This is a genomic window from Mesorhizobium sp. ISC15, from assembly GCF_037162615.1.
GTDB lineage: Bacteria > Pseudomonadota > Alphaproteobacteria > Rhizobiales > Rhizobiaceae > Mesorhizobium > Mesorhizobium mediterraneum.
In genome coordinates this window covers 4,118,954-4,144,183 of record NZ_JAVSPX010000001.1, presented here as the reverse complement: position 1 = coordinate 4,144,183, position 25,230 = coordinate 4,118,954, and the positions used below count along the sequence as shown (strand labels likewise).

Sequence of the window (25,230 nt, the reverse complement as noted above, 5' to 3'; positions counted from 1 at the left end):
TTTTGGGGAGGCTAACACGCGAGAAGGCGTTTCGCCATGCCGAAAATGCATGGCTGACATGCGTCTAAGCGATTAAAATCATTGAAAATATTGCCGATTAACTGACATATGGTTATCTTGCCGTAGCCGGTAACATGATGGTGATTTCGTCGGCGTGGGACATATTGAGCGCCTTGCGCGCCTGCTCGTCAAGCATGTCCTTCTCCAGCGTGCCCTGATGCATGAGCTGAACGCGCCGCTGCAGGTCGAGCCGGCGCGCCTTGACGGCATCGAGCTTACCTTGCAGGTCGACGGTTTCGGCTTCCAACCGGTACTTGGAATAGATGCCGAATTCGCCGTGATAGGCGTGGAATCCGAAATAGGCCAGGAACGCCACGCAGAGCGAGGGGATGATCAGCCGACCGGTATTTCTCTGCTTGTGCTGACGTGTCCACATGATCCAAATCCCTTAGAGCGCCGCGCGTCCTCTTGGACGAGCAAAGGACGCTCTAACGCTCTGCGACCTAGCCTCCTTTCTCGCCCAATTGTGCTTAATGGACGGTTACGGACGGCCGGATTTGGCGGTGTAAAGCAAAAAGGGCGGAGAATGCCCCGCCCTTTCATTCCGGATATTTTCGGCTGGCTCAGCCTTTGACGATCGACTTGCCGGCATAGAGCGCCTGCTTGCCGAGTTCTTCCTCGATGCGGATGAGCTGGTTGTACTTGGCCATGCGATCAGAGCGCGACAGCGAACCTGTCTTGATCTGCCCGCAATTGGTGGCAACCGCGAGATCGGCGATGGTCGAATCTTCGGTTTCGCCCGAGCGATGCGACATGACAGCGGTGTAGCCGGCCTTGTGCGCGGTCTCGACGGCGTCAAGCGTCTCGGTCAGTGAGCCGATCTGGTTGACCTTGACCAGGATCGAATTGGCGACGCCCATGCGAATGCCGTCGCGTAGCCGCGCCGTGTTGGTGACGAACAGATCGTCGCCGACCAGCTGGGTCTTCTTGCCGATGAGGTCGGTCAGCGTTTTCCAGCCGTCCCAGTCGTCCTCGGCCAGCCCGTCCTCGATGGTGATGATCGGATAGTCGGCGGCGAGCTTGGCCAGATATTTGGCCTGGGTCTTCGGATCGCGGGTCTTCTTCTCGCCTTCATAGACGTAGTTGCCGTCCTTGAAGAATTCGGTGGCGGCGCAATCGAGACCGAGCGCAACCTCTTCGCCCGGCTTGAAGCCAGCCTGCTCGATCGATTCCATGATGAAATCGAGCGCAGCGGGCGCGCTCTTCAGGTTAGGAGCGAAGCCGCCCTCGTCGCCGACATTGGTATTATGGCCGGCGTCCTTCAGCCGTTTCCTCAGCGTGTGGAAGATTTCCGAGCCCCAGCGCACGCCGTCACGCAGTGTCGGCGCACCGATCGGCAGGATCATGAACTCCTGGAAGTCGATCGGGTTGTCGGCGTGGGCGCCGCCGTTGATGATGTTCATCATCGGCACCGGAAGCACATGCGCCTTGGTGCCGCCGACATAGCGGTAGAGCGGCAGGCCAGCCGCTTCCGCCGCAGCCTTCGCCACTGCCAGCGACACGCCGAGGATGGCGTTGGCGCCGAGCCGGCTCTTGTTGGGCGTGCCGTCGAGCTCGATCATGGTCTGGTCGATGTGAATGTGGTTCTCGGCTTCCATGCCGCCAATCGCCTCGAACAGCTCGCCATTGACGGCCTCTACCGCCCGCAGGACGCCCTTGCCGAGGTAGCGGGCGCCGCCGTCGCGCAGCTCGACCGCCTCATGCGCGCCGGTCGATGCGCCGGAGGGCACCGCAGCGCGGCCCATCGAGCCGTCTTCGAGCACGACGTCGACCTCGACGGTCGGGTTTCCGCGGCTGTCCAGGATTTCACGCCCGACAATGTCGATGATGGCGGTCATAGCGATGTCCCCGATTTGATCTGACGAAGCGTCGCGCACGTCTTAGCCAAAGTGCCGCAAAACGCAATCGGGGCGTCCGCAAATATTGCCGCCACATCCGCCATGCCGGTTCACGAAGCAAAAATTGCTGTCATCATAAGTCTTGGCGGCATGCGACTTTCTGGTTATGCTCGCACTTGCGCGGGGCGAAACAGGAGGAGTTTCGCCATGTCTCAGTTGAGCGGCATTGTGAGTTTGTTCCTGATCGCGGCGGCGTTTCTGACGTCGTGTGACACTCAGCAGCCTCAACAAGGCGCGGTAGAGTTGTCGACCCTTCAAGCGGCGGAGTAGATATCCTGCAGAAAAGGCCCTCGGTTCAACCGAGGGCCTTTTGATTCCGGCAGATCAAGGTCAGTGCCAATAAGGCTCGACCTTGTAGTAGCTGTATGAAGCATCACGCGCGGCCTCGCCGTCGGCGCCCGTCAGTTCGTTGATCGAATAGGCGGGAGCAGCCTTCAGTTGCTCCTTGGTGAACGGCACGACGTAGCCGCCCTTGTTCTCGTCATAGTCGAGGGTCGCCCACGGAATGGCGTGATACTTCTCGCCGATGCCGAGAAATCCGCCAAAGCCGATCACGGCAAACATGATTCCATTCGACAACTTGTCGAGCATGACATCCTCGATGTCGCCGATATGCGTGCCTTCCGTGTTGTAGACTGATGTGCCGATGACCCGCGAGGCAGCGATGGCTTCTGTGTGTCCTGTCTGGGTTGTCATTTATGTACTCCTCGTTGTCGTTGACGCTATGCTTGACAATGAGGGGCGCGAATGAAGGTTCCAGACTTTTCGACGCTAGTCGGTCACTCAGCCAAGATGAAGGTGACCTTCATGTTGACGCGGTAGGCGGAGATCTTGCCGTCCTCGACGACGACCTTCTGGTCCTGGATCCAGGCGCCTTCGACGTTCTTCAAAGTCTTTGCAGCGCGCGCAATTCCCAGTTCGATAGCGTCCTGAAAGCTCTTCTTCGACGATGACGTGATTTCGGTGACACGGGCGACGGGCATGGCTTCCTCCTCCAAGGTACTCGGTTGCCTGGACAGCGTACAACCGGCACCTGTTGACCACAAGTTTAGAGGGAGGCGGGACTTAGGACCCTGGGCATGCTCAGCTCTTGGCGACGCGGTCGAATGCCATCAGCCTTTCAAGCAGGGCCGGGAGATCCTTCAGCGGCACCATGTTGGGGCCATCGGAGGGGGCGTTGTCGGGATCCTGATGGGTCTCGATGAAAACGCCGGCGACACCGACCGCAACCGCGGCGCGCGCCAGCGTCTCGACGAAGCGCCGATCGCCGCCCGTGGAGCCGCCCTGCCCGCCCGGCTGCTGCACGGAATGCGTGGCGTCGAAAATCACCGGTGCGCCGATCTCGGCCATGATCGGCAGGGCGCGCATATCGGACACCAGCGTGTTGTAGCCGAAGGATGCGCCGCGCTCGGTGACCAGCACGTTGGGGTTGCCGGAACCGGTGATCTTGGCGACGACGTTCTTCATGTCCCACGGCGCGAGGAACTGGCCCTTCTTCACATTGACGACCTTGCCGGTTCTTGCCGCCGCGATCAGCAGATCGGTCTGGCGGCTGAGAAAAGCCGGAATCTGCAAGATATCGACATGCGGCGCCACGACCGCGCACTGTTCCTCGGTGTGGATATCGGTCAGGATCGGCAGCGAAAACGCCTTGCGCAAATCGTCGAAGACCGGCAGCGCCGCATCGAGCCCGGCGCCGCGCGTGCCGCCAAGCGAGGTGCGGTTGGCCTTGTCATAGCTAGTCTTGTAGACGAGACCCAGCCCCAGCTTCTCAGTCAGTTCCTTCAGCGCGCCAGCCATGTCGAAGGCGTGCTGGCGTGATTCAAGCTGGCACGGGCCGGCAATCAGCGACAGCGGCGCGGTGTTGCCGAAGACGACATTGCCGACGGTTACGGACGAATTGGGCTTGCTCATGCGATCTCCCGGAAGATGAAGGCCGCACCCTGTCCGGGTGCCGGCCGCACGACAATATCATTGCCGCGTATGTCGTGTTCGACGGAACCGGCTGCAAGCAGCTTTGCGACCGTGTCTGCGCGGCGAACTGAAAAGACTACCGCCGCGAAGCGGAGTTCCGATGGCGCGCCGGCAAGTATGCCGAAGCGCGCTTCGAAAGCGACGGGGTCAAGCAGGGTCAAGGTCGCGTTCGGCAGGCCAAACGCGGTGCTCCCCTGTCCGGCCGTGGGACTGCGCGCTGCGATTGAGATCAATCGGTGCTGTTCGGATGGCTGGTCGCTGACCGCCACGACTTCGATGATGCCGGTTGCGCCATTGGGGTGGATCTGCAACGCGGTGCGATCCACTTTCGGCGCATTGATCCGCTCGCAGGCGAACAGGAATGCGTCCTTCGCCCCGGCACCGGAGGCGAAGGCCAGTTTGAACGATGCCGTGTCGCTCCTTCCCGCTGCGTCGGCGAAGGCGCGCGAAAAGCTCAGCATGTCTCCGGCCGACAGGCCGGCTTCGACATAGCGCATATGATCTGCGTCCGCATTTTCGGTGCCTAGGACAAGGGCGGAAAATCCCTCATTGCCGCGCTTGTCGCGATAGGCGCGATCGCGCGCGACGAAGACGTTGCCGTCCGCGATCGCTTCCGCCGCAGCTTGCCCGTTCCCCACCGCCAGCGGCTCGAGATAGGTGCTGTCTTCAAGGAAGACGCAGCAGTTTTCCGTTCCGAAAGGATGGATGCCGGTCGGCGCCACGACAAATCCAAGCGAAACCAGCCGCGCCCGCGCCACGTCGAGGCTCGCGGTCGGCAGCACAAGATGGTCGAGCGAATGAGGGCCGGCTGGCATCGTTTCGGTCATGCCGGCGCGGTGTGCATCATTCCGGAAGTTGGTTCAAGAGCCTCGTCTCCGCAAGGAGCCAGGTGGCCGATCGCGCGGCGTCAGTACGCGAGCCCCTGGAACACTTGCCGCTGCCGGAAATCAACCTACGTGATCCAAATGAGAAAGATGCTGTTCATAGCGGCAGCGGTCGTCGCGATGGCTATTATTGCCATACTGGTCTGGAGTGCGCCGAAGCAGCCCGGCGCAGATCTGACCGAACCGACCGCCGCTCAGACGGAGTAAGCGAAGCACGTTGCTCTTCGGTCGATTTCTTTTCAGGACGCCGCCACAACATCCGCCGAATATCGCAGTTCACGCAGCGGTTTGACCTGGCTGGTCGTCTCGCCATAGAGCGGATGCGCCTTGTAGGCGGCCAGAGCGGCCTCATCCTCGAATTCAGCATAAACGACCACGTCGATTTCGTCCGAAAGCGGGTCGACCTTGGTGTTGAGCGCCACCTCGAAAAGACGGGAATGTGGGATATTGCCCAGCGCCAGCAAGCCCGTGCGTACGGCCTCGACATCCTCTTTGTGCCGCGCGCTGAAGAAAACGATATGCCGGATCAACCCAGCCTCCTCGATCGATGTGCAAGCGTGTTTTGTGTGGGCAAAACGGTCGCGTCAACCGGCAACGATGTCGCGGCGACAACGCGTTGAGCGGGAAAGAAACCTACACCAGGCTGGTGATGTAGCGCACGATGCGCGTTATCTCCCTGACCGTGGTGTCGAGATAGCGGCCCTGATTGTAGATTCCGTCCCAGATCAGGAAGAACGTGGCGGAGCAGATGACGATAACGTAACGCATGGCTACAACTACTGCATCTGGGTGGTTGCAACCATAGTGATTCCGGCGTTGATCAACGCCCTCCCCCAAAATCTGTCCATTGATCCGTGTTCGCTTGCCCCTTGCCTCTTGAAGTTCCCTTTGATGAGATGAAAGATTGCTGCGGGGATTCATCAGGAAGCGGCGTTCGCGCCCTGGCGAATGAACTGCGAGTGTGGAAACTGGCCATTGTTGCGCCGGCTCCGCAGAAGTTCGGGGGGCGTGATATGGCTCACAAGGAAGACACCGACGTTGCGTGGGGCGACGCGGTCAGGCTGGACGAATTCAATTTCGCCGATACCGTCAAGGGCCTGCCGGCCAAGGCGCGCATGGTATTGTCGGCGGCGATGAACCTGCCGCGTGGCTCGCTCAAGGTGAGGATGCCGGACGGCCGCGCCGTCCTCGTCGGCGGCAAGGCGCCGGGTCCGGACGCCGAACTAGTGCTCAAAAACTGGCGCTTGCCCGGCCGCGCCTTCACCGGTGGCACCATCGGCATCGCCGAATCCTACATCGACGGCGATTGGGACAGTCCCGATGTAACCAGTTTCCTGGAACTGTTCGTGGTCAATTCGGAAATCGGAGAGCGCATCGCCGGCGGCGCCAACTGGCTCATCAACGCCGTCCAGCGTGTCCGCCACTGGTTCAATCAAAACACCCGCACCGGCTCGAAGCGCAACATTTCGGCGCACTACGATCTCGGCAACGCCTTCTACAAGGAATGGCTGGATCCGAGCATGACCTATTCGTCGGCGCTCTATGCGGCTGGCGCCAACGATCTGGAAAGCGCGCAAGCCGCCAAGTATCGCGCGCTGGCCAAGGACACGGGCATCGGCGCGAAAGACCATGTGCTGGAAATCGGTTGCGGCTGGGGTGGCTTTGCCGAATTCGCCGCGCGCGAGATCGGCTGCCGCATCACCGGGCTGACCATCAGCCGCGAGCAGCATGATTTCGCCAGAGCGCGCGTCCAGAAAGCTGGACTTGCCGACAAGGTCGATATCAAGCTGCAAGACTACCGCGACGAAACCGGATCCTACGACCGCATAGCCTCGATCGAGATGTTCGAGGCGGTCGGCGAAAAATACTGGCCCGTGTTTTTCGGCAAGATGAAGGATTGCCTGCGGCCTGGCGGTACCGCCGGCCTGCAGATCATCACAATCAACGAGAAGGCCTACGACACCTATCGCGCGCGGCCGGATTTTATCCAGCGTTACGTGTTCCCAGGCGGCATGCTGCCAACGCCGTCGATCCTGAAAACGCTCGGCAACGATCATGGCCTCGCTCATCTTCGCGAGCGCATTTTCCCGGACGATTATGCCCGCACACTCGCCGAATGGCGCCACCGCTTCTGGGCGTCCTGGGAAAAGATCGTCCCGCTTGGTTTCGACGACCGCTTCAAGAAGCTCTGGGAGTTTTACCTGCACTATTGCGAAGCCGGCTTCCGCGCCAGCTACATCGATGTCCGCCAGGTGGTTTACAAGGCTTAGGTCAGTTCGGGACATCATCATCGCTGATTTTGCAGCCATGCAATAATCTGGCTGCCGTGAAAAAGTCCGATCCCGACGCATGATGCGGCTGCAAGAATCGGAATCACATCATGCGCAAACGGACGATCTTCCTCGTCGCTCTTCTTGTCGCTGCGGGCGGCATCTGGCTCAACAACAGCTCGCTGCTGTCGAACCGTCCGGCCGGCACCCCGACCGTGCTTGCCCATCGCGGCCTTGCCCAGGATTTCGACCGCAAGGACCTTGGTCCCGACACCTGCACGGCCGAACGCATGCTGCCGCCACGCCATCCTTTCCTTGAAAACACGATCCCCTCGATGGAAGCCGCCTTCGCGTTTGGCGCGGACGCGCTCGAACTCGACGTTCACCCGACCACGGACGGCAAGTTCGCCGTCTTCCACGACTGGACGCTGGATTGCCGCACTGAAGGCAAGGGAGAAACGCGCGCCCATGCCATGTCCGAGTTGAAGGCGCTCGATGTCGGCTATGGCTATACGGCTGATGGCGGCAAGACCTTTCCGTTTCGCGGCAAGGGGATCGGCATGATGCCGTCGCTGGACGAGGTGCTGCAGCACTTCCCGAACCGCCGTTTCAACATCAACATCAAAAGCAACGACCCCAAGGAAGGCGAGACGTTGGCCTCCTGGCTCGCCACGCTGAAGCCAACCGACCGCGCCGGCTTGACTGTGTATGGCGGCGACAGGCCGATCGCGGCGGTCAAGACGGCGCTGCCAGACATGCATACGCTGAGCCGTGCATCGCTGACCCGATGCATCCTGCGCTATGCGGCGCTCGGCTGGAGCGGCTACGTTCCGGAGGCGTGCCGGCAGGGGACCCTGCTCATCCCGATCAATGTCGCCCAATGGCTGTGGGGCTGGCCCGACCGTTTTCTGGATCGCATGGACAGCGTCGACACCCGCGTCTACCTGCTCGGCCCCTATGCCGGCGGCGGCTTTTCGCAAGGGCTCGACGAGCCCGAACTGATCGACCAGTTGCCGGACGGCTATTCCGGCGGCATTTCCACGGACGCGCTGGATCTGGTCATGCCCGTGATCAAGCGGCGTTTCGCACCGCCAGCTTGAAGCGCCAAACCCTACGCCGCTGTAGGCGTGGGTTTGAGTTAGCGCGCAAAAGCTTTGTCTTCAGAGAGTGATGCGGTACTTGGCAAACCCTGCTTCGCCTTCGCCTGCCGGTTCGATCTTCAGCGACTTCACCTGCGCAATAAAATCCTTCGCCTTGGCGCCGGTCTCGAACACGACGCTGGTTCCGGGCAGCGGTGCAAATGACCAGTTGGCGTCCGCCGACGGGTTGATCGTGCCTTGGCTGATGAGGTAGCGCACGATCACGTCGCGGTTGGTATCCGGCGCCTCATAGATGATCTTCGATGCATTGATCTCCGGGAAATTGCCGCCACCACCGGCGCGGTAATTGTTGGTCGCGACGACGAATTTCCGCATGGGATCAATTGGTTCTCCGTCAAACTTCAGGTCGACGATGCGATTCGATCCAGCATTCACCAGACCGCCCTTGGAATCATATTTCGGCGGCTGTGACAGATCGATCCGGTAGGTGACGCCGTCGATCACGTCGAAATTGTAGGACGGGAAATCGGTGTTGATGAGCGCCTGGTCGGGCTTATCAGGCTCGATCCTGTTGAAGATACCGGCCGACATTTCCAGCCAATCCTTCACTTCAGCCCCGGTGATTTCCACGGCGCGGACGGTGTTTGGATAGAGATAGAGATCAGCCACGTTCTTGATAGCGATGTCGCCCACGGGAACGTCGGTATAGTAGTCGGCGCCATTACGCCCGCCGGCCTTGAACGGCGCCGCCGCCGACAGCAGCGGCACGTCCTTCCACTGCGTATTTTTGAGGATATCCCTGAGATACCAGGCCTGCGCCTGGCTGACGATCTGCACCGACGGATCGTCGGCGACCAGCGCGAAATAGGAATAGAGCGGCGCCGAGGTTTTCCCGACCGGCCGGCGCACATAGGCAAGCGTCGCCTCGTGATCTTCTTTCAGCGCATCGACGATGCGCTGGTCGTCAGCGACCGTCGGCTTGTTCGCCTTCTCGACCCGCTCGTAGATCGGCCGTGCCTCGGAGGTCGCCGAGACGACCCGCCATTTCGACCCGTCGCGCTCCAGCAACAAGTCGATCAGACCCATATGCGAGCCCCAGAAGCCGCCCATGACGGCAGGCTTGCCCTGCAGCGTGCCCTTTTCAGTATCGACGGCCTCGAGCGCCTGAAAGTCCTTCTTGCCGGGAAAGACGAGATGCTGGTGGCCGGTGAACACTGCGTCGATGCCCTCGACGCCAGCGACGAAGAACGAGGCGTTTTCCATCATGTCGCCCTGCTTCACGTCGATGCCGGAATGTGAGAGCGCAATAATGATGTCGGCGCCCTCCTCCTTCATCTGCGGCACCCACGCCTTGGCCGCCTCGACAATGTCGCGCGTCTTGACGTTGCCCTCGAGATTCTTCAGGTCCCAGACCATGATCTGCGGCGGCACGAAGCCGATGACGCCGATCCTGAGAGGCTGCTCGGCGCCGGACCCGTCCCTGATCTTCTTGTCGAGGATGACGTAAGGCTTGAGATAGAGCTTGTCGTCCCGCGGGTTCGCAGCGAGTTCGGTGCCGCGGATCAGGTTGGCGCAGACGAACGGAAAATTGGCGCCCGCCAGCACCTTGTCCATGAACGGCAGGCCGTAATTGAATTCGTGGTTGCCGAGCGTCGAGCATTCATAGCCGAGCAGGTTCATGCCCTTCATGACCGGATGCAGGTCGCCATCCTTCATCCCCCGCTCGTAGGCAATATAGTCGCCCATCGGGTTGCCCTGCAGAAGGTCGCCATTGTCGATCAGCATCGCATTGGTGGCTTCCTTGCGCACCGCATCGATCAGCGAAGCGGTGCGTGATAGTCCCATCGTGTCGTTCTCTTTGTCGGCGTAGTAATCGTAAGGCAGGACATTCACATGGATGTCGGTCGTCTCCATGACCCTGAGATGCGCCTGATTCCCCTGAGCGCGAGCGGAGAACGGGTGAAGCATGATCAGCGCTCCGGTGGCGGCGGCGCTGGCAAGGAACCCGCGACGGGAGACGGGTTGAAGCAGTTCGAGCATTGCTTTGTTTTCTCCTGTTCGACGGCATGTCGGGCTTCGGCAACATGCCTGCCTTCAACGGCGTGCCAAGCCCTGCCCGAAGCAAAGCTTCGCGCCGAAATCCGGTCGAGTCCATCAGGAACAGATGACGTGCCGATGAATGCGCGCGGGCGGAGACGTCAGTTCCTGTCGTCGTCGCCTTGGGTGATTAGCCGCGCGCTGCGCTGACCTGTCACGTAGATCCATAGCCAGCTCAGTGAAACCGCAAGCCGGTTACGGAAGCCGATCAGGAAGTAGATGTGCGCGAGGCCCCACAGCCACCAGGCCGGCCGGCCGGTGAGCTTGATCCAGCCGAAATCGATCGCGGCGGCGCGCTTGCCGATCGTGGCCAGATCGCCGTCATGCTTGTAGTGGAACGGCCGCGGGGTTGCGTCGCCGGCAAGCCGGGCCTTGATCGTCGCGGCGACATGCCGGCCTTGCTGTTTGGCGGCAGGTGCGACGCCGGGCACCATGCGGCCATCCGGCCGCAGGACATGTGCAGCGTCACCGACGATGAACATCTCCGGGCTGCCCGGCACGGTCAGGTCGGGCTCAACGAGCACCCTGCCAGCCCGGTCCGCCGCCGCCCCCAGCCATTCGGCGGCCGGCGAAGCGGCGACCCCGGCTGCCCACAGGATCGTCCTGGCCGGCAAGTGCGTATCACCGAAAACCACGCCCTCGGCATCGCAGCGCGTGACGGGCCGGCCGAGTTCGACCGTCACGCCGAGCCGCTCGAGCGCCTTGCTGGCGTAATCGGAGAGTTCCGGGGCGAAATTGGGAAGGACGCGGTCGCCGGCCTCGATCAGCACCACGCGCGTCTGCCGCGTGTCGATGTTGCGGAACTCGCCGCGCAGCGTGTCGTGCGCCAGTTCGACAATAGTGCCGGCCAGTTCCACGCCGGTCGGCCCGCCACCGACGATCGCCAGCGTAAGCAGCGCCTGGCGCTTGGCGAGATCGGTTTCCCGCTCGGCCTGCTCGAAGGCGAGCAGAATGCGCCGTCGAATGGTGGTGGCGTCCTCCAGCGTCTTCAGCCCCGGTGCGAAAGGCTCCCATTCGTCATGGCCGAAATAGGCGTGGCGGGCGCCGGTGGCCAGCAGCAACGTGTCGTAGGCGACCGCATTGCCATCATCGAGCAGCACGCGTTTGCCGGCGCGGTCGACACCGCTGACGGTGGCGAGCAGCGTCGTCACGTCCTTGCGCTTGCGCAGGAGATGGCGGATCGGCCAGGCGACTTCCGAGGTCGCCAGCGCCGTGGTCGCCACCTGGTAGAGCAGCGGCTGGAAGAGATGGTGGTTGCGCTTGTCGATCATGGTGATGCGCACCGGCGCACCGTCAAGCGCGCGGGTGAATTCGAGCCCGCCAAAGCCTGCCCCGACGACAACGACGTGATGGCTGGATTCATTCATCTCATTCACTCCGGAGAGCAATTTCGCCAAGGCTGATGTAGATAGTTTTGTGCACTGCAACAACATCCAACTTTGCCGACTGCCCGCCCTAAGATGTCGCGAACGTACCTGCCCCCATCCTGCCGGCGGGTATAATTTCATCGAAACAGACGACGGGAGTGGAACTTGGATAGCGATCATGACGACGGTCCGGCGCACTATTCCTCGCCGCCTTGCTTCATGCACGAGCTCGACCCGGAATTCCGGGCGCCCCTATCCGACTGGACCGACGTGAAACGATGGCGCAAGGCCGAGCGCGAGCGGCTGATTGCAGCCCGCCTCTCTGTCTCGGCTGACGTGCGGACGGCAATGTCGCAGCGCATCGGCGAAAGCCTCGACGCGGTGATCGGTGCCATCGACGGCCGCATGGTCAGCCTCTATTGGCCGTTCCGCGGCGAGCCGGATCTGCGGCCATGGATGGCGTCCATCAATGAGCGCGGCGGCCGTACCGCACTGCCTATTGTCATCGAGAAAGGCCGGCCGCTTATCTTTCGCGCCTACGCACCGGGCGACCGGCTCGAAAAAGGCGTCTGGAATATCCCGATCCCGGCTGAAGGCGATCCGGTGCTGCCCGACATCGTCATTTCGCCGATCGTCGGCATCGATCCAGGACAGTATCGGCTGGGCTATGGTGGCGGTTTCTTCGACCGGACGCTGGCGACGATGCCGTTCAAGCCGCTGGTCATCGGTGTCGGTTATGAGTTGCAGCGCATCGCCACCATCTACCCGCAACCGCATGACGTACCGATGGACCGGGTGGTGACAGAGGCCTTCGAGGCCTAAGCCATCTCCGGCTTCATCCCCACGGCCGTTCGGTCGACGATCTCGCGCAAGGCGAAGGACGAATTGATCTTCGTCACATGCGGCATCGCCGACAGCCACTCCTTGTGGATGCGCTCATAGTCGACGAGGTCCTTCGCCGCGATGCGCAGTATATAATCGTATTCGCCTGACATGAGGTGGCAGGACAGAACATTCGGGCAGCGCTTTATCGCCGCCTCGAAATCCGACAGTGTTTTCTCGAATTGCCCCGATAGCGATATATGCACGATCGCCGTCATCTGGTGGCCAAGAGCGGCATTGGAAAGCCGGGCGTGATAGCCGCGGATGGTTCCGGATTTCTCCAGATTGTCCAGCCGCCGCGAGCAGGCCGACTGCGACAGGCCGACCTTCTCGGCAAGCGCCGCGTTGGGTATCCGCCCATCCTTCTGCAATGTCTCGAGTATGGCGATATCGATCCTGTCGAGCGGCATTTTTCGGGATTCCTGCGACAATCCATCTATTTTGCGCAACGATTATCGAACCACACCCTCTTGCGCAAGCGCATTCGCAAACACCTACGGGACGATTCGTGGTTCACTATCTCTGGACAGGGAACATGCCCCAAAGGGCTGAATCAGGAGGAGAAGAAGATGCGCGTCGGCTGCCCCCGGGAAATCAAGAACCACGAATACCGCGTCGGCCTGACGCCGGGCTCGGTCCGCGAATATGTCGCGCATGGCCACGAAGTGCTGGTCGAGACCGGTGCCGGCGCCGGCATCGGCGCCGACGACAACGCCTATCGCGCCGCCGGCGCCACCATCGCCAAGACGGCCGCCGACGTGTTCGCCAAGTCCGACATGATCGTCAAGGTCAAAGAACCTCAGCCCAATGAATGGGCTCAGCTCCGTGACGGCCAGATACTCTACACCTATCTCCATCTCGCTCCAGATCCGGAGCAGACCAAGGGCCTGCTGGCCTCGGGCGTGACGGCCATCGCCTACGAGACCGTCACCGACGACCGCGGCGGCCTGCCGCTGCTGGCGCCGATGTCGGAAGTTGCCGGCCGCCTGTCGATCCAGGCCGGCGCTACCGCGCTGCAGAAGGCCAATGGCGGCCGCGGCGTGCTGCTCGGCGGCGTGCCCGGCGTGCTGCCCGGCAAGGTCACTGTGCTCGGCGGCGGCGTCGTCGGCCTGCATGCCGCCCGGATGGCGGCAGGGCTTGGCGCCGACGTCACCATCATCGACCGTTCGATCCCGCGCCTGCGCCAGCTCGACGATATCTTCGGCGGCCGCGTCCACACTCGCTACTCGACCGTCGAGGCGCTGGAAGAGGAATGTTTTTCGGCTGACATCGTCGTCGGGGCCGTGCTGATCCCGGGTGCCGCCGCGCCGAAACTCGTTTCGCGCGAAATGCTGTCGGGCATGAAGAAAGGTTCCGTGCTGGTCGACGTCGCCATCGACCAGGGCGGCTGCTTCGAGACCTCGCACGCCACAACCCATGCCGAGCCGACCTATGAGGTCGACGGCGTCATTCACTATTGCGTCGCCAACATGCCGGGCGCGGTGCCGGTCACCTCGGCCCATGCGCTCAACAACGCGACTCTGCATTATGGCCTGCAGCTCGCCGACAAGGGCCTGAAGGCGCTGGTCGACGATCATCATTTGCGCAACGGCCTGAATGTCCACAAGGGCAAGATCACCAACCGCGCGGTGGCCGAAGCACTCGGCTACGATCTGGTCGAGCCGAAGGCCGTTCTCGCCGCCTGAACCCGCCCCTGATTCCTTCCCCACAGAGCCGCCGACGCCCGTCGGCGGCTCTGTTTTTCCACAAGCAGATTTCACGGTTTGCGATTAGCTGACCGGTTTTGCTCGGCTTGCTTGCAATCTGCTCCTCCTGTGACTTTTTTGCTACAGCGGCCAGCATGGGCCGCTGCTAGAGACGTGCTGGGTTTCAAAGGGGTTAGGGGCAATGATCAGCAAAAGATTCGCAAAATCTGTTCTTCTTGGCGCGGTTTCGGTGCTGGCGTTCGGATCGGTTTCTCATGCCGCCGACGCGGTTGTGCCGGTCGTCGAGACGTCCGGCTTCAACTGGAGTGGCATCTATGTCGGCTTTGGGGTTGGCGCCGGCGCCAATGTCCACGAGCTCAGCAGCGATTTCCTTCCTGGCTTCTCGTTGAACGGCATTGGTGGTGAAGGCGTGTACGGTGAACTGACCATCGGCTACGACTACATGGTGTCGCCGCGCTTCCTGATCGGCGGACTTTTGGATGCCCATGTCGGCAACATTGAAACCACGCTCGATGTTGCTGGATTGGATGCTTCGGTCCGCGAGACCTACGGTTTCGACGCTGGTTTGCGGGTTGGCTACCTCTTCACGCCGAACACTTTGGGCTATGTGCTCGGCGGCTATTCCTGGCAGAAGTACAAGCTCGACACGAACGCAGGTTTTGACTTCGATTGGGACCAGAGCGGCTACTTTGTCGGAGCTGGCGTTGAAACGGCCATCAACAGCAACTGGACCATCAAGTCAGAATATCGCTATACCCGCTTCGGTACTCAGAACATTCTTTCCGAGTTCGATATACCGGACGGCGTTCTCGACACGGACACGTCGCGGCATACGTTCCAGGTTGCGGCCAACTATCGCTTTGGCGCCCAGAATGGCGGTGTCGCCTCTTTTGAGGCCCCTGCCTACAACTGGACTGGCTTCTACGTCGGCGGTGCCGCCGGCGCGGGTGCGTCGGTGCATCAGATCGAAGTTCCGCCGCTTGGTGGCCTGGAGTTCAACGGGCTCGGTGGCGAAGGTGTGTTCGGCGAATTGAACGTCGGGTACGACCATGACTTCGGCAGCTGGGTCGCAGGCGTCATGGTTGATGCCCGCTACTCCGGCATGACTTCAGAGCTGAAGCTCCCGGGCGGATCCATTAATCTGGATACTGATTACGGTTTCGATGTGCTTGGCCGCGTCGGTATGAAAGTCAACGAATCAACCCTGGCCTATGTGCTCGGCGGCTACAGCTGGCAGCACTTCGATCTGAATGCGTCCTCACCCATCGGTGATATCCTCGATTGGGACTCCAGCGGCTTCTCAGTTGGTGGCGGTCTGGAAACGGCTATGTCCAGCAACGTGACCGTCGGCCTCGAATACCGCTATTCGCAGTTCTCCAAGAAGGATTTTTCGTCGGATATTGGGGCGCCGGATGACAGCCTCACCTCCACGCCTTCGTTCCACACCGTCCGTATCGGTGCGAAGTACAAGTTCAACTAAAACCGTCCAGACAACAGTCAAAGCCCGTCGGTCGTTCCGGCGGGCTTTTTCTTTGGGCGAGAGAATGCGGGCAACAAAAAAGCGGAGCCAAAGCCCCGCTTCCTCGGATGTCGAGACTTCCCGCCGGTTCATCCGCGGTCGGCAAATCGATCGACAATGCTTTTCTAACGCGACATTGCGACAGGCGTACGACAGATGAATACCGCCCGGATCGTCACGCGCGCTCGATCCGGCACTGGTAGCAATTGTTGCGCGCCGAGCGGACATGCACATAGGCGATGTCGTCGCGCTCGAACAAAGTCTCTGCCCGCGCCGCGATAGCGCCCGTCGGGATGACGCCGCCACTGCCATAGACGATGCGGTCGTCCTTGCCGTAGCCGCGGACGATGTAGTCGGTGCTTTCGAGCATTTCGGGAAGCGCCTCGGCTTCGGCAGCGCGCTCGCATTCCTCGGCGTGTAGAAAGATCGGCCCTGTCTCGGCATAGGGCTGCAATTCCGGGAATGGCCGGTAGGCCAGGATGAGATAGGCGTCGCCGGCGGCCACGTTGTTCAGGCAGTGGCGGCAAGGCACGCCATCACCGTCGGACATTTTCCGCTCTGGTGTGAGGCCGTAGGCGTCCGGCCCGCCGCGCTGCAAGGCTCTGACATCTTCCGTGGGCAAGGCTTTGAACTGGATGGTCATGGCGAAATCTCCCGTGTCGTCGACCAGAAATTACGCCGCTTCGCCAGCGCTTCCCACCCGATTCCTGCCGAGTCTATCAGTCCATCAGGGCGTCGAGACCACGCACCAGCCCGGTGATCTCCTGTACACGCCGGATGGCGAGCAGCGTGCCGGCCACGTAAGGAGCGGCGGACGAGCCGGCGTCGTGACGAATAGTCAGCCGCTCGTCGGGCAGGCCGAACAACGCCTCGCAGGACAGGATGTAGGAAGGCAGGCGAAGCGCATGCACCTGCACCCCCTCGCCCGCACCGACCGCCGCGCCGCGCGTTCCAGGCACACCGGAGACCTCCGAGACCGGCCGCGCGGTCGAAGCCTTGCGGACATCGGCCAGCGCCTCCGCAAGCTCGCGCGCGGTGCCGGACGGCGCGTCGGGCTTCTTGGCGCTGGCATAGTCGATGACCTCGACATCCGGCACATATTTCGCCGCCATTAGAGCAAACCGCTTCATCAGCGTGGCGGTGATCGAAAAATTGCCGGCTGCAATAACGCCGACACGATTGGCGCGTGCTGCAGCATCGATCTCGGCAAAATCGGCCGCACCCAACCCCGACGTGCCGATCACAACGTGCCGTCCTTTCTCGATGGCCAGCAGCGCATGGTCCTTCACTACATGCGGCTTGGTGTAGTCGACCAGCACGTCGGACGGCACCTCCAGCGCCTCGGCCAGCGAGGCGGAAACGGTGATGCCGTTGGCCGGGATGCCAACCAGCAGGCCGGAATCCTGCCCCGCGCCGCTGCGTGACACGGCCCCGGCCAGCGCCATGTCGCCTTGCGCCCCGATCGCCGGAACCAGCGCCTTGCCGACCCAGCCGGTCGCACCGGCCATCACCACACGTATCGCCATCGTTTTGGTCCTTTCGCGCCATCACATTGGGCTTGAACGACCAGCGATATGGAAAGAACCCGGCTCATTCAAGCCGGGCTCTCTTTTGACTGTTTTGACTGTTGATCCAGACGGAGAATAGGATTCGGCAGGCGTCGAGTATCTGACTTACTACCTTATGAAGTCGTCGAAGCGGCGGAGCGTCACCCGGCGATTGCGCCAATTCTCGTTCTGCGTTTGCACGAGCAGGAATTCCTCGCCGTAACCGACGGTTTCGAGCGCATAACCCGGCACGTCGAATTCGCGCACCAGGGTGCGCTTCAGCGAGGCGGCGCGCTGTTCGGACAGGATTTGGTTCGACTGGAAGGAGCCGACCGCGTCGGTATGGCCCTCGATCAAAACACGGGCACCAGGGTCGCGCCGCAAGATGCGCTGAAGCGCATCGGCGATGTTTTCGATCTTGCCGTATTGCGAGCTGGAAATGGCCGCTGAGCCAAAGGCGAAATTGATCGACTGGATATCGATCGAGCGGGCCATGCGCCGCAGGTCCGGCCGCCTCTTGAATTCGCGGATGGTGACGCGCTGGTTCGGGCGCAGCTTAACTCGGGGCGCCGCCTCGAGTTGGCGCTCGATCGTTGCCGCCGAAGGCGTGGTCGCCTGGGCGGCGGCTACGGTCGGCACGGCGAGCGCGGCAATCAGCGCGGCGGCAAATGTGCGTCGGGTCAGCATGTCTTTTCTCCTTCGGCCTCAGCCGCATTGATGGTGCCGGCAAGATGGCAAAGACAAGCTGAAGCTTTGATGAACAATAAGTTCAGGTTGCGGAGAAAATCATGGCCGCATGACGCTGGCCGAGCGCTCGGCTAAGGACATTGGATGCACGATCTCCTTCTTTTGCGCCACCGGCGCAAAGCCGAGTTTCTGGTAGAGCGGCAGTGCCGCAGGATGATCGAGCGTGCAGGTCTGCACCGTTACCCGCTTCGGCCCATGCGACCAGGCGGCGGCGATCGCCGCACCCAGGAACCAGCGGCCTATGCCTTGGCCTGTCGCATGCTCCATCATGCCGAAATAGGCGAGTTCCACTTCCTCCGGCAAATGCGGCTTGAGGTCGAAAAAGCCGGCCGGTGCGCCGTCGAGATAGAGCACCCTGATGTCGCGGTCCTCGCGGTGGATGCCGGCAGACAGCTCCTCGTCGCTCAGCCTCAGCACGTTGACCCAGTGCCATTTGCGACCCACCCGGTCCATCAGATAGCGGTAGAAATGCAGTGGAATGTCCTTGGTCTTCAGCAATGCGATCTGACGGTTGTACGGCACTGGCGGCGAATAGGCCGGCGGCACATGCATTTCGAGAAACGTCACCGTGACCTCGATGTCTTCCAGCGCTCCGTTCTTCATCACCGTCAGTCCTTGCCCGTCACCACGGGCGTATCGGAAAGCCCACCCCATTCCGTCCATGAACCGTCGTAGAGCCTGTTGTCGGTATGGCCAAGCGTCTCGAGCGCCAGCGTGATCGCCGCCGCCGTAATGCCAGAACCGCAAGAGGTGACGACCGGCTTCGACAGGTCGATGCCGGCGTCCTCGATCACCTTGCGCAAGCGGTCTTTCGGCAGCAGTTCGCCGTTTTCAGCAAGCGCCGAAAACGGCACATTGTGCGCGCCGGGCATATGGCCTGAGCGGATGCCGGCGCGAGGTTCAGGCTCGGTACCGGCAAACCGGCCGGCAGATCGGGCGTCGGCGATCTGGTTTTCCCCCGTCCCAACGATCCGGCGCATGTCGGCAAGGCTGGCGACGCGAGCGGCATCGAAATCGGCGTGAAAAACGCAAGGCGCGATCTTCGTCGGCTCCGCCGTGACCGGCCGTCCCGCCGCTTTCCAGCGGTCGAAGCCGCCGTCCAATATATAGACCTGGAACACACCCATGACGCGGAACATCCACCACGCGCGCGGCGCCGAGAAGAAGCCCGGACCATCATAGACGACGATGGTGTCGTCGGCCGAGATACCCATCGCACCGACATATTGCGCGAAATGCTGCGGCGACGGCAGCGTGTGCGGCAGTGGGGAATCGGGATCCGAGATCGCATCCTGATCAAGGAACCGCGCACCCGGAATGTGCGCTGCGTCATATTCGGCGCGCGCGTCACGTTTCTGCGCCGGCAGATACCAGGACGCGTCGACGATGGTCAGGCCAGGCTCGCCGAGGCGCTTCTGCAGCCAGTCCGCGTCGACGGTGAAAGGGCTGTCTTCGGCCATTCTTCTTCTCCTGTCCCGCCTCTGGCAATCTATATATCAAGCCGCGGGCATCGGGCCAAAGCGTATGCGGAAGCGCCGGTTTTCGCGACCCTTCTTCTCGATTTTGCCGAGATGGATCTCGCCGACTTCTCCAGTGCTCCTCACATGGGTGCCGCCGCAAGGCTGGCTGTCGATCGAGGCGTTTTCGCCGATGCAGACCAGGCGGATCTTGCCCGTGCCGACGGGTGGCCGAACATTCTTGGATTTCACCAGTCCCGGATTGGCCGCCAGTTCCTCGTCGGTGATCAGCCGGGTGAATACCGGGTGGTCGGCCCGCACCAGTTCCATCAGCCTGGCCGTCACGTCTTCCTTGGTGAAGCCGGCATCGGGAATATCGAAGTCGACACGGCTGTCGTCCTCGGAAACCGAGGCACCGGTGATCGGGAACGGGCAGACGACGGTGAGCAAATGGCAGGCTGTGTGCATGCGCATCAGCAGATGCCGCCTCTCCCAATCGAGGGCGAGCTTTATCGACTCGCCGATCTCAAGCGCCGCCCGCTCAGGCGGCGGCACGTGGATGATCTCGTCCTTGGTCTCGCCGGTGATGGTGGCGGCAACAGTTATCAGGCTGCCGTCGGCGCGTTCGAGAGTGCCCGTATCGCCCGGCTGCCCGCCCGACGTGGCATAGAAGATCGTCCGGTCCAGAATGATGCCGCCACGGTCGTTGACGGCGACAACCACGGCATCAGCCGTCCTGAGATAGGCGTCGCCACGAAACAGGGCATCCGTCCTGTAAGCCATCACGCAACCTTTTCGAAGGGCACCGAAATTGTGCTTCGCTGTTCCATCCAGCCCGGCACCGGCAGTTTCTTTTGGCGCAGGAATTCCGGGTTGAACAATTTCGACTGATAGCGCGTGCCGTAGTCGCAAAGCACGGTCACGATGGTGTGGCCGGGACCCATTTCGCGCGCCAGCCGGATCGCGCCGGCAATGTTGATGCCTGTCGAGCCGCCGACGCACAGGCCTTCCTCCTGGATCAGGTCGAAGACGATCGGCAGCGCGTCCTCATCTGGAATCTGGAAGGAGAAATCCGGCGTGAACCCCTCCAGATTGGCGGTGATCCGCCCCTGCCCGATGCCTTCGGTGATCGAGCTGCCTTCGGATTTCAACTCACCGCTGGTGTAGAAACTGTAGAGCGCCGCACCCAGCGGATCGGCGAGCGCGATCTTGACGTCCTTGCTCCTGGCCTTCAACCCAAAGGCGACGCCGGCCAGCGTTCCGCCGGAGCCGACCGCCGAGACGAAACCGTCGACCTTGCCGCCGGTCTGGGCCCAGATTTCTTCCGCCGTGGTGCGGGTATGGCCGTCACGGTTGGCAACGTTGTCGAACTGATTGGCCCAGATCGCGCCGTTCGGCTCGGACCTGGCCATCTGCTCGGCCAGACGGCCCGACAGTTTCACGTAATTGTTGGGATTCTTGTAGGGAACGGCAGGCACCTCGATCAGCTCGGCGCCGAGCAATTTGATCGTGTCCTTCTTCTCCTGGCTTTGCGTCTCGGGGATGACGATCACGGTGCGGTAGCCAAGCGCCTTGGCGACCAGCGTCAATCCGATGCCGGTGTTGCCGGCCGTCCCCTCGACGATGACCCCGCCCGGCCTCAAGAGCCCGCGCTGCTCGGCGTCGCGGATGATGAACAGCGCGGCGCGGTCCTTGACCGACTGGCCCGGATTCATGAATTCGGCCTTGCCCAGGATCTCGCAGCCGGTTTCTTCCGAAGCTTTGTTGAGGCGGATCAGAGGCGTGTTACCGATCGCTTCGATCACAGAACGGGGCATGGAGATTCCTTTATGCTTGCGGCGGAACCCTAGAAACCCGAAGCTTCGGTTTCAAGGCAAGAATTTGCCTGGTCCAGCGGCATTTCTGGGCTGCAATTCCTAAAACAGATGTCGCGTTCCAGCATTCGTTCGAAGCTTTCGCTGAAAAGCGCTCTTTTCATTCGATTTCTTCATCGCTAGAGCACAGGCTAAGAAAAAGTCGCAGGGCATAGCATGACTCTCTATCGGGCCAACCCGAAGCACGGCGTCGCCTGGATCACGGGCGGCAGCAGCGGCATCGGCCGTTCACTGGCCAAGGACCTTGCGGCTCAGGGCTATACCGTCGCGGTGACGGCGCTCGACGACGAACCGATCGACACGCTTGTCGTCGAGACGGCGCAGATGCCGGGCCGTGTCACGGCCTATCCCTGCGACGTCACCGACGAGAAGCGCATGGCAAAGACAGTCGCGGCGATCGAGAAGGATCTCGGCCCGATCGTCTTGGCCGTCTTCAATGCCGGGAACTATATTGCGACCGCCGGCGAAGATCTCACCGTCCGCGGGTTTCGCCAATCCTTCGATGTCAATTACTTCGGCATCATCAACGGCCTGGTGCCGGTCATCGAACGCATGCGTGTCCGCGCGCGCGGTCATGTCGTGCTGGTCGGTTCGGTCACCGCCTATTTCGGCTGGCCGACCACGGCCGCCTATGGCGGCACCAAGGCGGCGATCAATATTCTGGCTGAATCGCTGAAATACGACTTTGATAAGATGAACGTGCGCATCCAGGTGATGAATCCGGGCTTCGTCGACACGCCGCTGACCGAGAAGAATTTGCTGCCGATGCCCGGGCTGATGCCCGTCAATCGCGCTTCGCGCCGCATGGCGCGCGGCATCAAATCCGGCGGCTTCGAAGTAACCTTCCCGCGCCGCTTGAGCTGGGGCCTGAAGCTGCTCAGCATCCTGCCGAGACCACTCTGCCGGTGGGTCATCAGCACCGCGACCCGCTGGAAGGCACGTCCGCTGAATTTCGACCGCAAGCCGCCGAGCGAATAAGCCGGCCATCAAAGTTGGCGGTCCAGCCGCCGGCAGGATGCCCGTTGCGTGTTTGCATTTTGCGGCCATAGGTTGAAAATTGTTACGTGGAGTCTGCAATGGGGCGACGGATCGTGCTTGCGGTACTGGGTCTCGCCGTCATTCTTGTCCTGGCCTTCATGCTTGGCCCACGCGTGCAAGCCGACACGACGATCCGCTTCGATCCTTCCGTGATCGGCGATGACCCGCAAGCCTATCTGGCACGCAACGAGGCTGCCGTACCGGGCATCTACGACGGGCTGGAGAAGGAGATCATCTGGGCCAACCCGATGGTTCATGCCAGGACGCCGCTCGCGATCGTGTACATCCATGGCTTTTCGGCATCGAAGGGCGAGGTTCGTCCACTGCCCGACGAGGTGGCCGACGAGTTGGACGCCAATCTTTACTACACCCGCCTCACCGGCCACGGACAGGGCGGTGCTGCAATGGCCGAAGGCAGCGTCAACGCCTGGATCAACGACTATGAGGAAGCGCTCGCCATCGGCCGGGCGATCGGCGACAAGGTGATCGTCATCGCTACCTCGACCGGCGGCTCGCTGGCGGCCTGGGCTGCGACCCAGCCGGGCGCACCGGGCGGGGTGGCGGCCATCGCGTTCATCTCGCCGAATTTCGGCGTCAAGGCTTCCGGCGCCGAACTCCTGACCATGCCGTGGGGCCGAGCGATCGCCGAGCTGGTCGCCGGCAAGGAACGCAGCTTCGTGCCACGCAATGCGCTGCACGAAAAATTCTGGACCTACCGCTATCCGATCGCCGCGACCCTGCCGATGGTGGCGCTGACCGAGCTTGCCTATGGCGCGCCGGTGGAGAAGGCGACGATCCCTGCCCTGTTCATCTTTTCGGATTCGGACAGGATCGTGCGGCCCGACCGCACCCGCGAAATTGCCGGGCGCTGGGGCGCCGCGCACGAATTGGTGCCGGTCGACGATACCGGCGATCGGGACAACCACGTCATTGCAGGTGACGCGCTGTCGCCAGCAACGACGGCTTTCCTCGCGCAGCGCATTGTCGTGTGGGTAGAGGCGGTGGTGAAGTAGGTCTCAGGCGAAAAAGGCGACCGAAGCATCGCTCCGATCGCCTTTTTCAATTGTGAGCAGCCGAGCCCCGATAGGCTCGGCCGGATGCAACTATCTGATTACGCAGCCCGCGCCGCTGGCCGCTTGCCGCCGAAGCGGCGCTTGTTGTTGCCCTTGAAGGGCTTGGCGCCTTCCGGCTTGCGCTCGCCGGCAAAGGCCGGCTTGTCGCCGAAGCGCTTCTTGCCGCTGTTCTGGCCGCCTGGCCGCCTGCCGTCGCGACGACCATTGCGGTCGTTGGCCGGCTCGAAATGGCGCTCGTTCTTTTCGGCGGGATTGCGCTGCGGATCGGGGCTGCCGAGATGGTCGGCAACGATCGGCAGCTTGGTGCGGATGATGCGCTCGACCTGGCGCAGCTTGCTGTTCTCGGAGGGATCGCAAAGCGTGATGGCGATGCCGTCCATGCCGTTACGGCCGGTACGGCCGATACGGTGGACATAGCTCTCCGCCTCGTCCGGCAGGTCGAAATTCACCACGTGGCTGATACCAGGCACGTCGATGCCGCGCGCCGCGATATCGGTCGCCACAAGAATGCGCACCGAACCCTCGCGGAAATCGTTCAGCGCCTTCTGGCGGGCGTTCTGCGACTTGTTGCCGTGGATGACGGCGGCCTTGAAGCCGTCGCGCTCAAGGTCCTTGGTCACCCTGTCGGCGCCATGCTTGGTGCGCGAAAAGATGATGACGGACTTCATTGCCTCGTCGGCGAGCATCGTCGACAGCACCTGGCGCTTCTGCTTGGTGCGGGCAAAGACGACGCCCTGCACGATCTCGGCTGCCGCGGTGCTGTGAGGCGCCACTTCGACGCGGATCGGGTTCTTCAGCAGGCCCTTGGCCAGTTCGGCGATTTCGGCCGGCATGGTGGCCGAGAACAGCACCGTCTGACGGTCGGGCGCGGTCGCCCTGGCGATGCGCTTGACGTCGTTGATGAAGCCCATGTCGAGCATGCGGTCACCCTCGTCCAGCACCAGCCATTTGGTGTCGGCAAGCACGAGATCGCCCTCACGCACTAGGTCGGTCAGCCGGCCGGGCGTGGCAATCAAAATGTCGACGCCGGGAGCAATCTTTTTTACCTGGCTGAAGCGCGAGACGCCGCCAAGCACGAGTGCTGTCGAGACATGCGCGCCCTTGGCGAGCAGCTTGATCATCTCTTCGATCTGCACGGCAAGCTCACGCGTCGGCGCCAGGATCAGCGCGCGAGCGGTCTTCGGCCGGCGCTTGGTGCCGAGCGCGATGATCTTCGACAGGATCGGCAGCGCGAACGCCGCGGTCTTGCCCGAACCGGTCTGGGCGATGCCGAAAATGTCACGGCCTTCCAGCTGCGGCGGGATCGCCTGGGCCTGGATCGGCTTCGGCTCGGTGAAGCCGGCGCCATGGGTGGCCTTGAGCAGCGCGCCGGTGATTCCAAGTGCTGCGAAACCCGAAAGTTCCCCAGTGTTCGTACCGGTCAAATTGTTTTCACCGGTCAAAGTGTTTTCGTTGGTCAAAATATTCTTCTTTCACGCGGCTCGTGGCCGCAAACATCGATGGCGGCAGGGCGCAACCTGCCGTCGAAAAAACTGTCATGAAACGACAAGGCGGCGGACACTATCGTCCGCACGGCTGCGCTGTCGTGCCCGCAGGCATCATGCCACGGGGCTTTTTCGCCGCCTTGCCGATATGTCGGAAAGAGGGAAAACAGACGCAACCAGTCTCATTCGTCGAGAAGGCCGGATACTCCCGGCCCAAGCGCCTATGTCGCCGCATATGGCCCAGTTCGCCGCG

Annotated in this window: 27 protein-coding genes; 8 read left to right on the top strand and 19 right to left on the bottom strand. The window is 61.9% G+C overall.

From position 1 onward, the window contains the following. Positions 1 to 112 precede the first annotated feature (112 nt). The 6 genes from RPG13_RS20005 to RPG13_RS19980 form a co-directional block, all read right to left on the bottom strand. Complete coding sequence (locus RPG13_RS20005; protein WP_127294025.1) at positions 113 to 436, bottom strand: FtsB family cell division protein; 324 nt, start codon at positions 434 to 436, stop codon at positions 113 to 115. A gap of 187 nt (positions 437 to 623) precedes the next feature. Continuing rightward, positions 624 to 1,898: a phosphopyruvate hydratase gene (eno, locus tag RPG13_RS20000; RefSeq protein WP_337125782.1), complete on the bottom strand. Its 1,275-nt coding sequence runs from the start codon at positions 1,896 to 1,898 to the stop codon at positions 624 to 626. 390 nt (positions 1,899 to 2,288) lie between these two features. Next, positions 2,289 to 2,654, bottom strand: coding sequence for a PRC-barrel domain-containing protein (locus RPG13_RS19995; protein ID WP_095488605.1), 366 nt, complete (start codon positions 2,652 to 2,654; stop codon positions 2,289 to 2,291). Between the two features lie 83 nt (positions 2,655 to 2,737). Then, positions 2,738 to 2,941 (bottom strand): dodecin family protein, encoded by a 204-nt coding sequence (locus RPG13_RS19990; RefSeq protein ID WP_095488666.1) that lies wholly within the window; start codon positions 2,939 to 2,941, stop codon positions 2,738 to 2,740. A 100-nt stretch (positions 2,942 to 3,041) separates the two neighbouring features. Then, entirely contained in the window at positions 3,042 to 3,872 is an 831-nt protein-coding gene (gene kdsA, locus RPG13_RS19985) for a 3-deoxy-8-phosphooctulonate synthase (protein ID WP_337125781.1), read from the bottom strand. Next, a complete protein-coding gene (locus RPG13_RS19980; protein ID WP_292648679.1) occupies positions 3,869 to 4,759 on the bottom strand; it encodes a VOC family protein in 891 nt (296 codons plus the stop codon). Before RPG13_RS19980 ends, kdsA begins: the two co-directional genes overlap by 4 nt. A 138-nt stretch (positions 4,760 to 4,897) precedes the next feature. Here RPG13_RS19980 and RPG13_RS19975 point away from each other — a divergent pair, with 138 nt between their 5' ends. Then, positions 4,898 to 5,023 (top strand): hypothetical protein, encoded by a 126-nt coding sequence (locus RPG13_RS19975; RefSeq protein ID WP_292625761.1) that lies wholly within the window; start codon positions 4,898 to 4,900, stop codon positions 5,021 to 5,023. A 32-nt stretch (positions 5,024 to 5,055) separates the two neighbouring features. Here RPG13_RS19975 and RPG13_RS19970 read toward each other — a convergent pair whose 3' ends face one another. Then, positions 5,056 to 5,346, bottom strand: a complete 291-nt coding sequence (locus RPG13_RS19970; protein ID WP_127205575.1) for a Dabb family protein — start codon at positions 5,344 to 5,346, stop codon at positions 5,056 to 5,058. Positions 5,347 to 5,449: 103 nt separating this feature from the next. Further along, positions 5,450 to 5,584 (bottom strand): hypothetical protein, encoded by a 135-nt coding sequence (locus tag RPG13_RS19965; RefSeq protein ID WP_280953394.1) that lies wholly within the window; start codon positions 5,582 to 5,584, stop codon positions 5,450 to 5,452. 245 nt (positions 5,585 to 5,829) lie between these two features. On the opposite strand from RPG13_RS19965, the gene RPG13_RS19960 reads away from it, so the two are divergent. Both RPG13_RS19960 and RPG13_RS19955 read left to right on the top strand, forming a co-directional pair. Beyond that, positions 5,830 to 7,086 carry an SAM-dependent methyltransferase gene (locus tag RPG13_RS19960; RefSeq protein WP_095488601.1) on the top strand — a complete coding sequence of 419 codons (1,257 nt, stop codon included), beginning with the start codon at positions 5,830 to 5,832 and terminating at the stop codon, positions 7,084 to 7,086. Positions 7,087 to 7,196: 110 nt separating this feature from the next. Further along, on the top strand, positions 7,197 to 8,186 hold the full coding sequence (locus RPG13_RS19955) for a glycerophosphodiester phosphodiesterase family protein (protein WP_337125780.1): 990 nt from the start codon (positions 7,197 to 7,199) through the stop codon (positions 8,184 to 8,186). A 60-nt stretch (positions 8,187 to 8,246) separates the two neighbouring features. Here RPG13_RS19955 and RPG13_RS19950 read toward each other — a convergent pair whose 3' ends face one another. Beyond that, positions 8,247 to 10,226 carry a bifunctional 2',3'-cyclic-nucleotide 2'-phosphodiesterase/3'-nucleotidase gene (locus RPG13_RS19950; protein ID WP_292673066.1) on the bottom strand — a complete coding sequence of 660 codons (1,980 nt, stop codon included), beginning with the start codon at positions 10,224 to 10,226 and terminating at the stop codon, positions 8,247 to 8,249. Between the two features lie 158 nt (positions 10,227 to 10,384). Further along, a complete protein-coding gene (locus RPG13_RS19945; RefSeq protein ID WP_337125779.1) occupies positions 10,385 to 11,650 on the bottom strand; it encodes an NAD(P)/FAD-dependent oxidoreductase in 1,266 nt (421 codons plus the stop codon). Positions 11,651 to 11,869: 219 nt separating this feature from the next. Here RPG13_RS19945 and RPG13_RS19940 point away from each other — a divergent pair, with 219 nt between their 5' ends. Continuing rightward, positions 11,870 to 12,472, top strand: coding sequence for a 5-formyltetrahydrofolate cyclo-ligase (locus RPG13_RS19940; protein ID WP_370453328.1), 603 nt, complete (start codon positions 11,870 to 11,872; stop codon positions 12,470 to 12,472). Here RPG13_RS19940 and RPG13_RS19935 read toward each other — a convergent pair. Next, the gene (locus RPG13_RS19935) at positions 12,469 to 12,942 is read right to left on the bottom strand and encodes an Lrp/AsnC family transcriptional regulator (protein WP_095488596.1); all 474 of its coding nucleotides are present in this window, start codon (positions 12,940 to 12,942) and stop codon (positions 12,469 to 12,471) included. The genes RPG13_RS19940 and RPG13_RS19935 overlap by 4 nt on opposite strands. Before the next feature lie 159 nt (positions 12,943 to 13,101). Between RPG13_RS19935 and ald the strand changes: the two genes are divergently transcribed. Both ald and RPG13_RS19925 read left to right on the top strand, forming a co-directional pair. Next, positions 13,102 to 14,217, top strand: coding sequence for an alanine dehydrogenase (ald, locus tag RPG13_RS19930; RefSeq protein ID WP_126106674.1), 1,116 nt, complete (start codon positions 13,102 to 13,104; stop codon positions 14,215 to 14,217). Between the two features lie 202 nt (positions 14,218 to 14,419). Further along, positions 14,420 to 15,718 carry an outer membrane protein gene (locus RPG13_RS19925; protein ID WP_337125778.1) on the top strand — a complete coding sequence of 433 codons (1,299 nt, stop codon included), beginning with the start codon at positions 14,420 to 14,422 and terminating at the stop codon, positions 15,716 to 15,718. A gap of 214 nt (positions 15,719 to 15,932) precedes the next feature. Here the strand turns inward: RPG13_RS19925 and RPG13_RS19920 are convergent, their stop codons facing one another. From RPG13_RS19920 to RPG13_RS19890, 7 genes are all read right to left on the bottom strand, one after another. Then, positions 15,933 to 16,400: a DUF1203 domain-containing protein gene (locus tag RPG13_RS19920; RefSeq protein WP_095488593.1), complete on the bottom strand. Its 468-nt coding sequence runs from the start codon at positions 16,398 to 16,400 to the stop codon at positions 15,933 to 15,935. Positions 16,401 to 16,476: 76 nt separating this feature from the next. Continuing rightward, entirely contained in the window at positions 16,477 to 17,283 is an 807-nt protein-coding gene (gene dapB, locus RPG13_RS19915) for a 4-hydroxy-tetrahydrodipicolinate reductase (RefSeq protein WP_128241063.1), read from the bottom strand. A gap of 150 nt (positions 17,284 to 17,433) precedes the next feature. Then, a complete protein-coding gene (locus RPG13_RS19910; protein ID WP_127206119.1) occupies positions 17,434 to 17,991 on the bottom strand; it encodes an OmpA family protein in 558 nt (185 codons plus the stop codon). Positions 17,992 to 18,090: 99 nt separating this feature from the next. Next, entirely contained in the window at positions 18,091 to 18,654 is a 564-nt protein-coding gene (locus tag RPG13_RS19905; protein WP_095488665.1) for a GNAT family N-acetyltransferase, read from the bottom strand. 5 nt (positions 18,655 to 18,659) lie between these two features. Further along, a complete protein-coding gene (gene sseA, locus RPG13_RS19900) occupies positions 18,660 to 19,511 on the bottom strand; it encodes a 3-mercaptopyruvate sulfurtransferase (RefSeq protein WP_095488590.1) in 852 nt (283 codons plus the stop codon). Between the two features lie 36 nt (positions 19,512 to 19,547). Beyond that, a complete protein-coding gene (locus RPG13_RS19895) occupies positions 19,548 to 20,291 on the bottom strand; it encodes an alanyl-tRNA editing protein (protein ID WP_337125777.1) in 744 nt (247 codons plus the stop codon). Beyond that, complete coding sequence (locus tag RPG13_RS19890; RefSeq protein ID WP_095488588.1) at positions 20,291 to 21,325, bottom strand: cysteine synthase A; 1,035 nt, start codon at positions 21,323 to 21,325, stop codon at positions 20,291 to 20,293. Before RPG13_RS19890 ends, RPG13_RS19895 begins: the two co-directional genes overlap by 1 nt. A 213-nt stretch (positions 21,326 to 21,538) precedes the next feature. Between RPG13_RS19890 and RPG13_RS19885 the strand changes: the two genes are divergently transcribed. After that, positions 21,539 to 22,360 (top strand): SDR family oxidoreductase, encoded by an 822-nt coding sequence (locus RPG13_RS19885; RefSeq protein WP_127206117.1) that lies wholly within the window; start codon positions 21,539 to 21,541, stop codon positions 22,358 to 22,360. Positions 22,361 to 22,458: 98 nt separating this feature from the next. After that, on the top strand, positions 22,459 to 23,433 hold the full coding sequence (locus RPG13_RS19880) for an alpha/beta hydrolase (protein WP_337125776.1): 975 nt from the start codon (positions 22,459 to 22,461) through the stop codon (positions 23,431 to 23,433). A 98-nt stretch (positions 23,434 to 23,531) separates the two neighbouring features. On the opposite strand, the gene RPG13_RS19875 is transcribed toward RPG13_RS19880, so the two are convergent. Then, the gene (locus tag RPG13_RS19875; protein WP_337127036.1) at positions 23,532 to 24,935 is read right to left on the bottom strand and encodes a DEAD/DEAH box helicase; all 1,404 of its coding nucleotides are present in this window, start codon (positions 24,933 to 24,935) and stop codon (positions 23,532 to 23,534) included. Between the last annotated feature and the right edge of the window lie 295 nt (positions 24,936 to 25,230).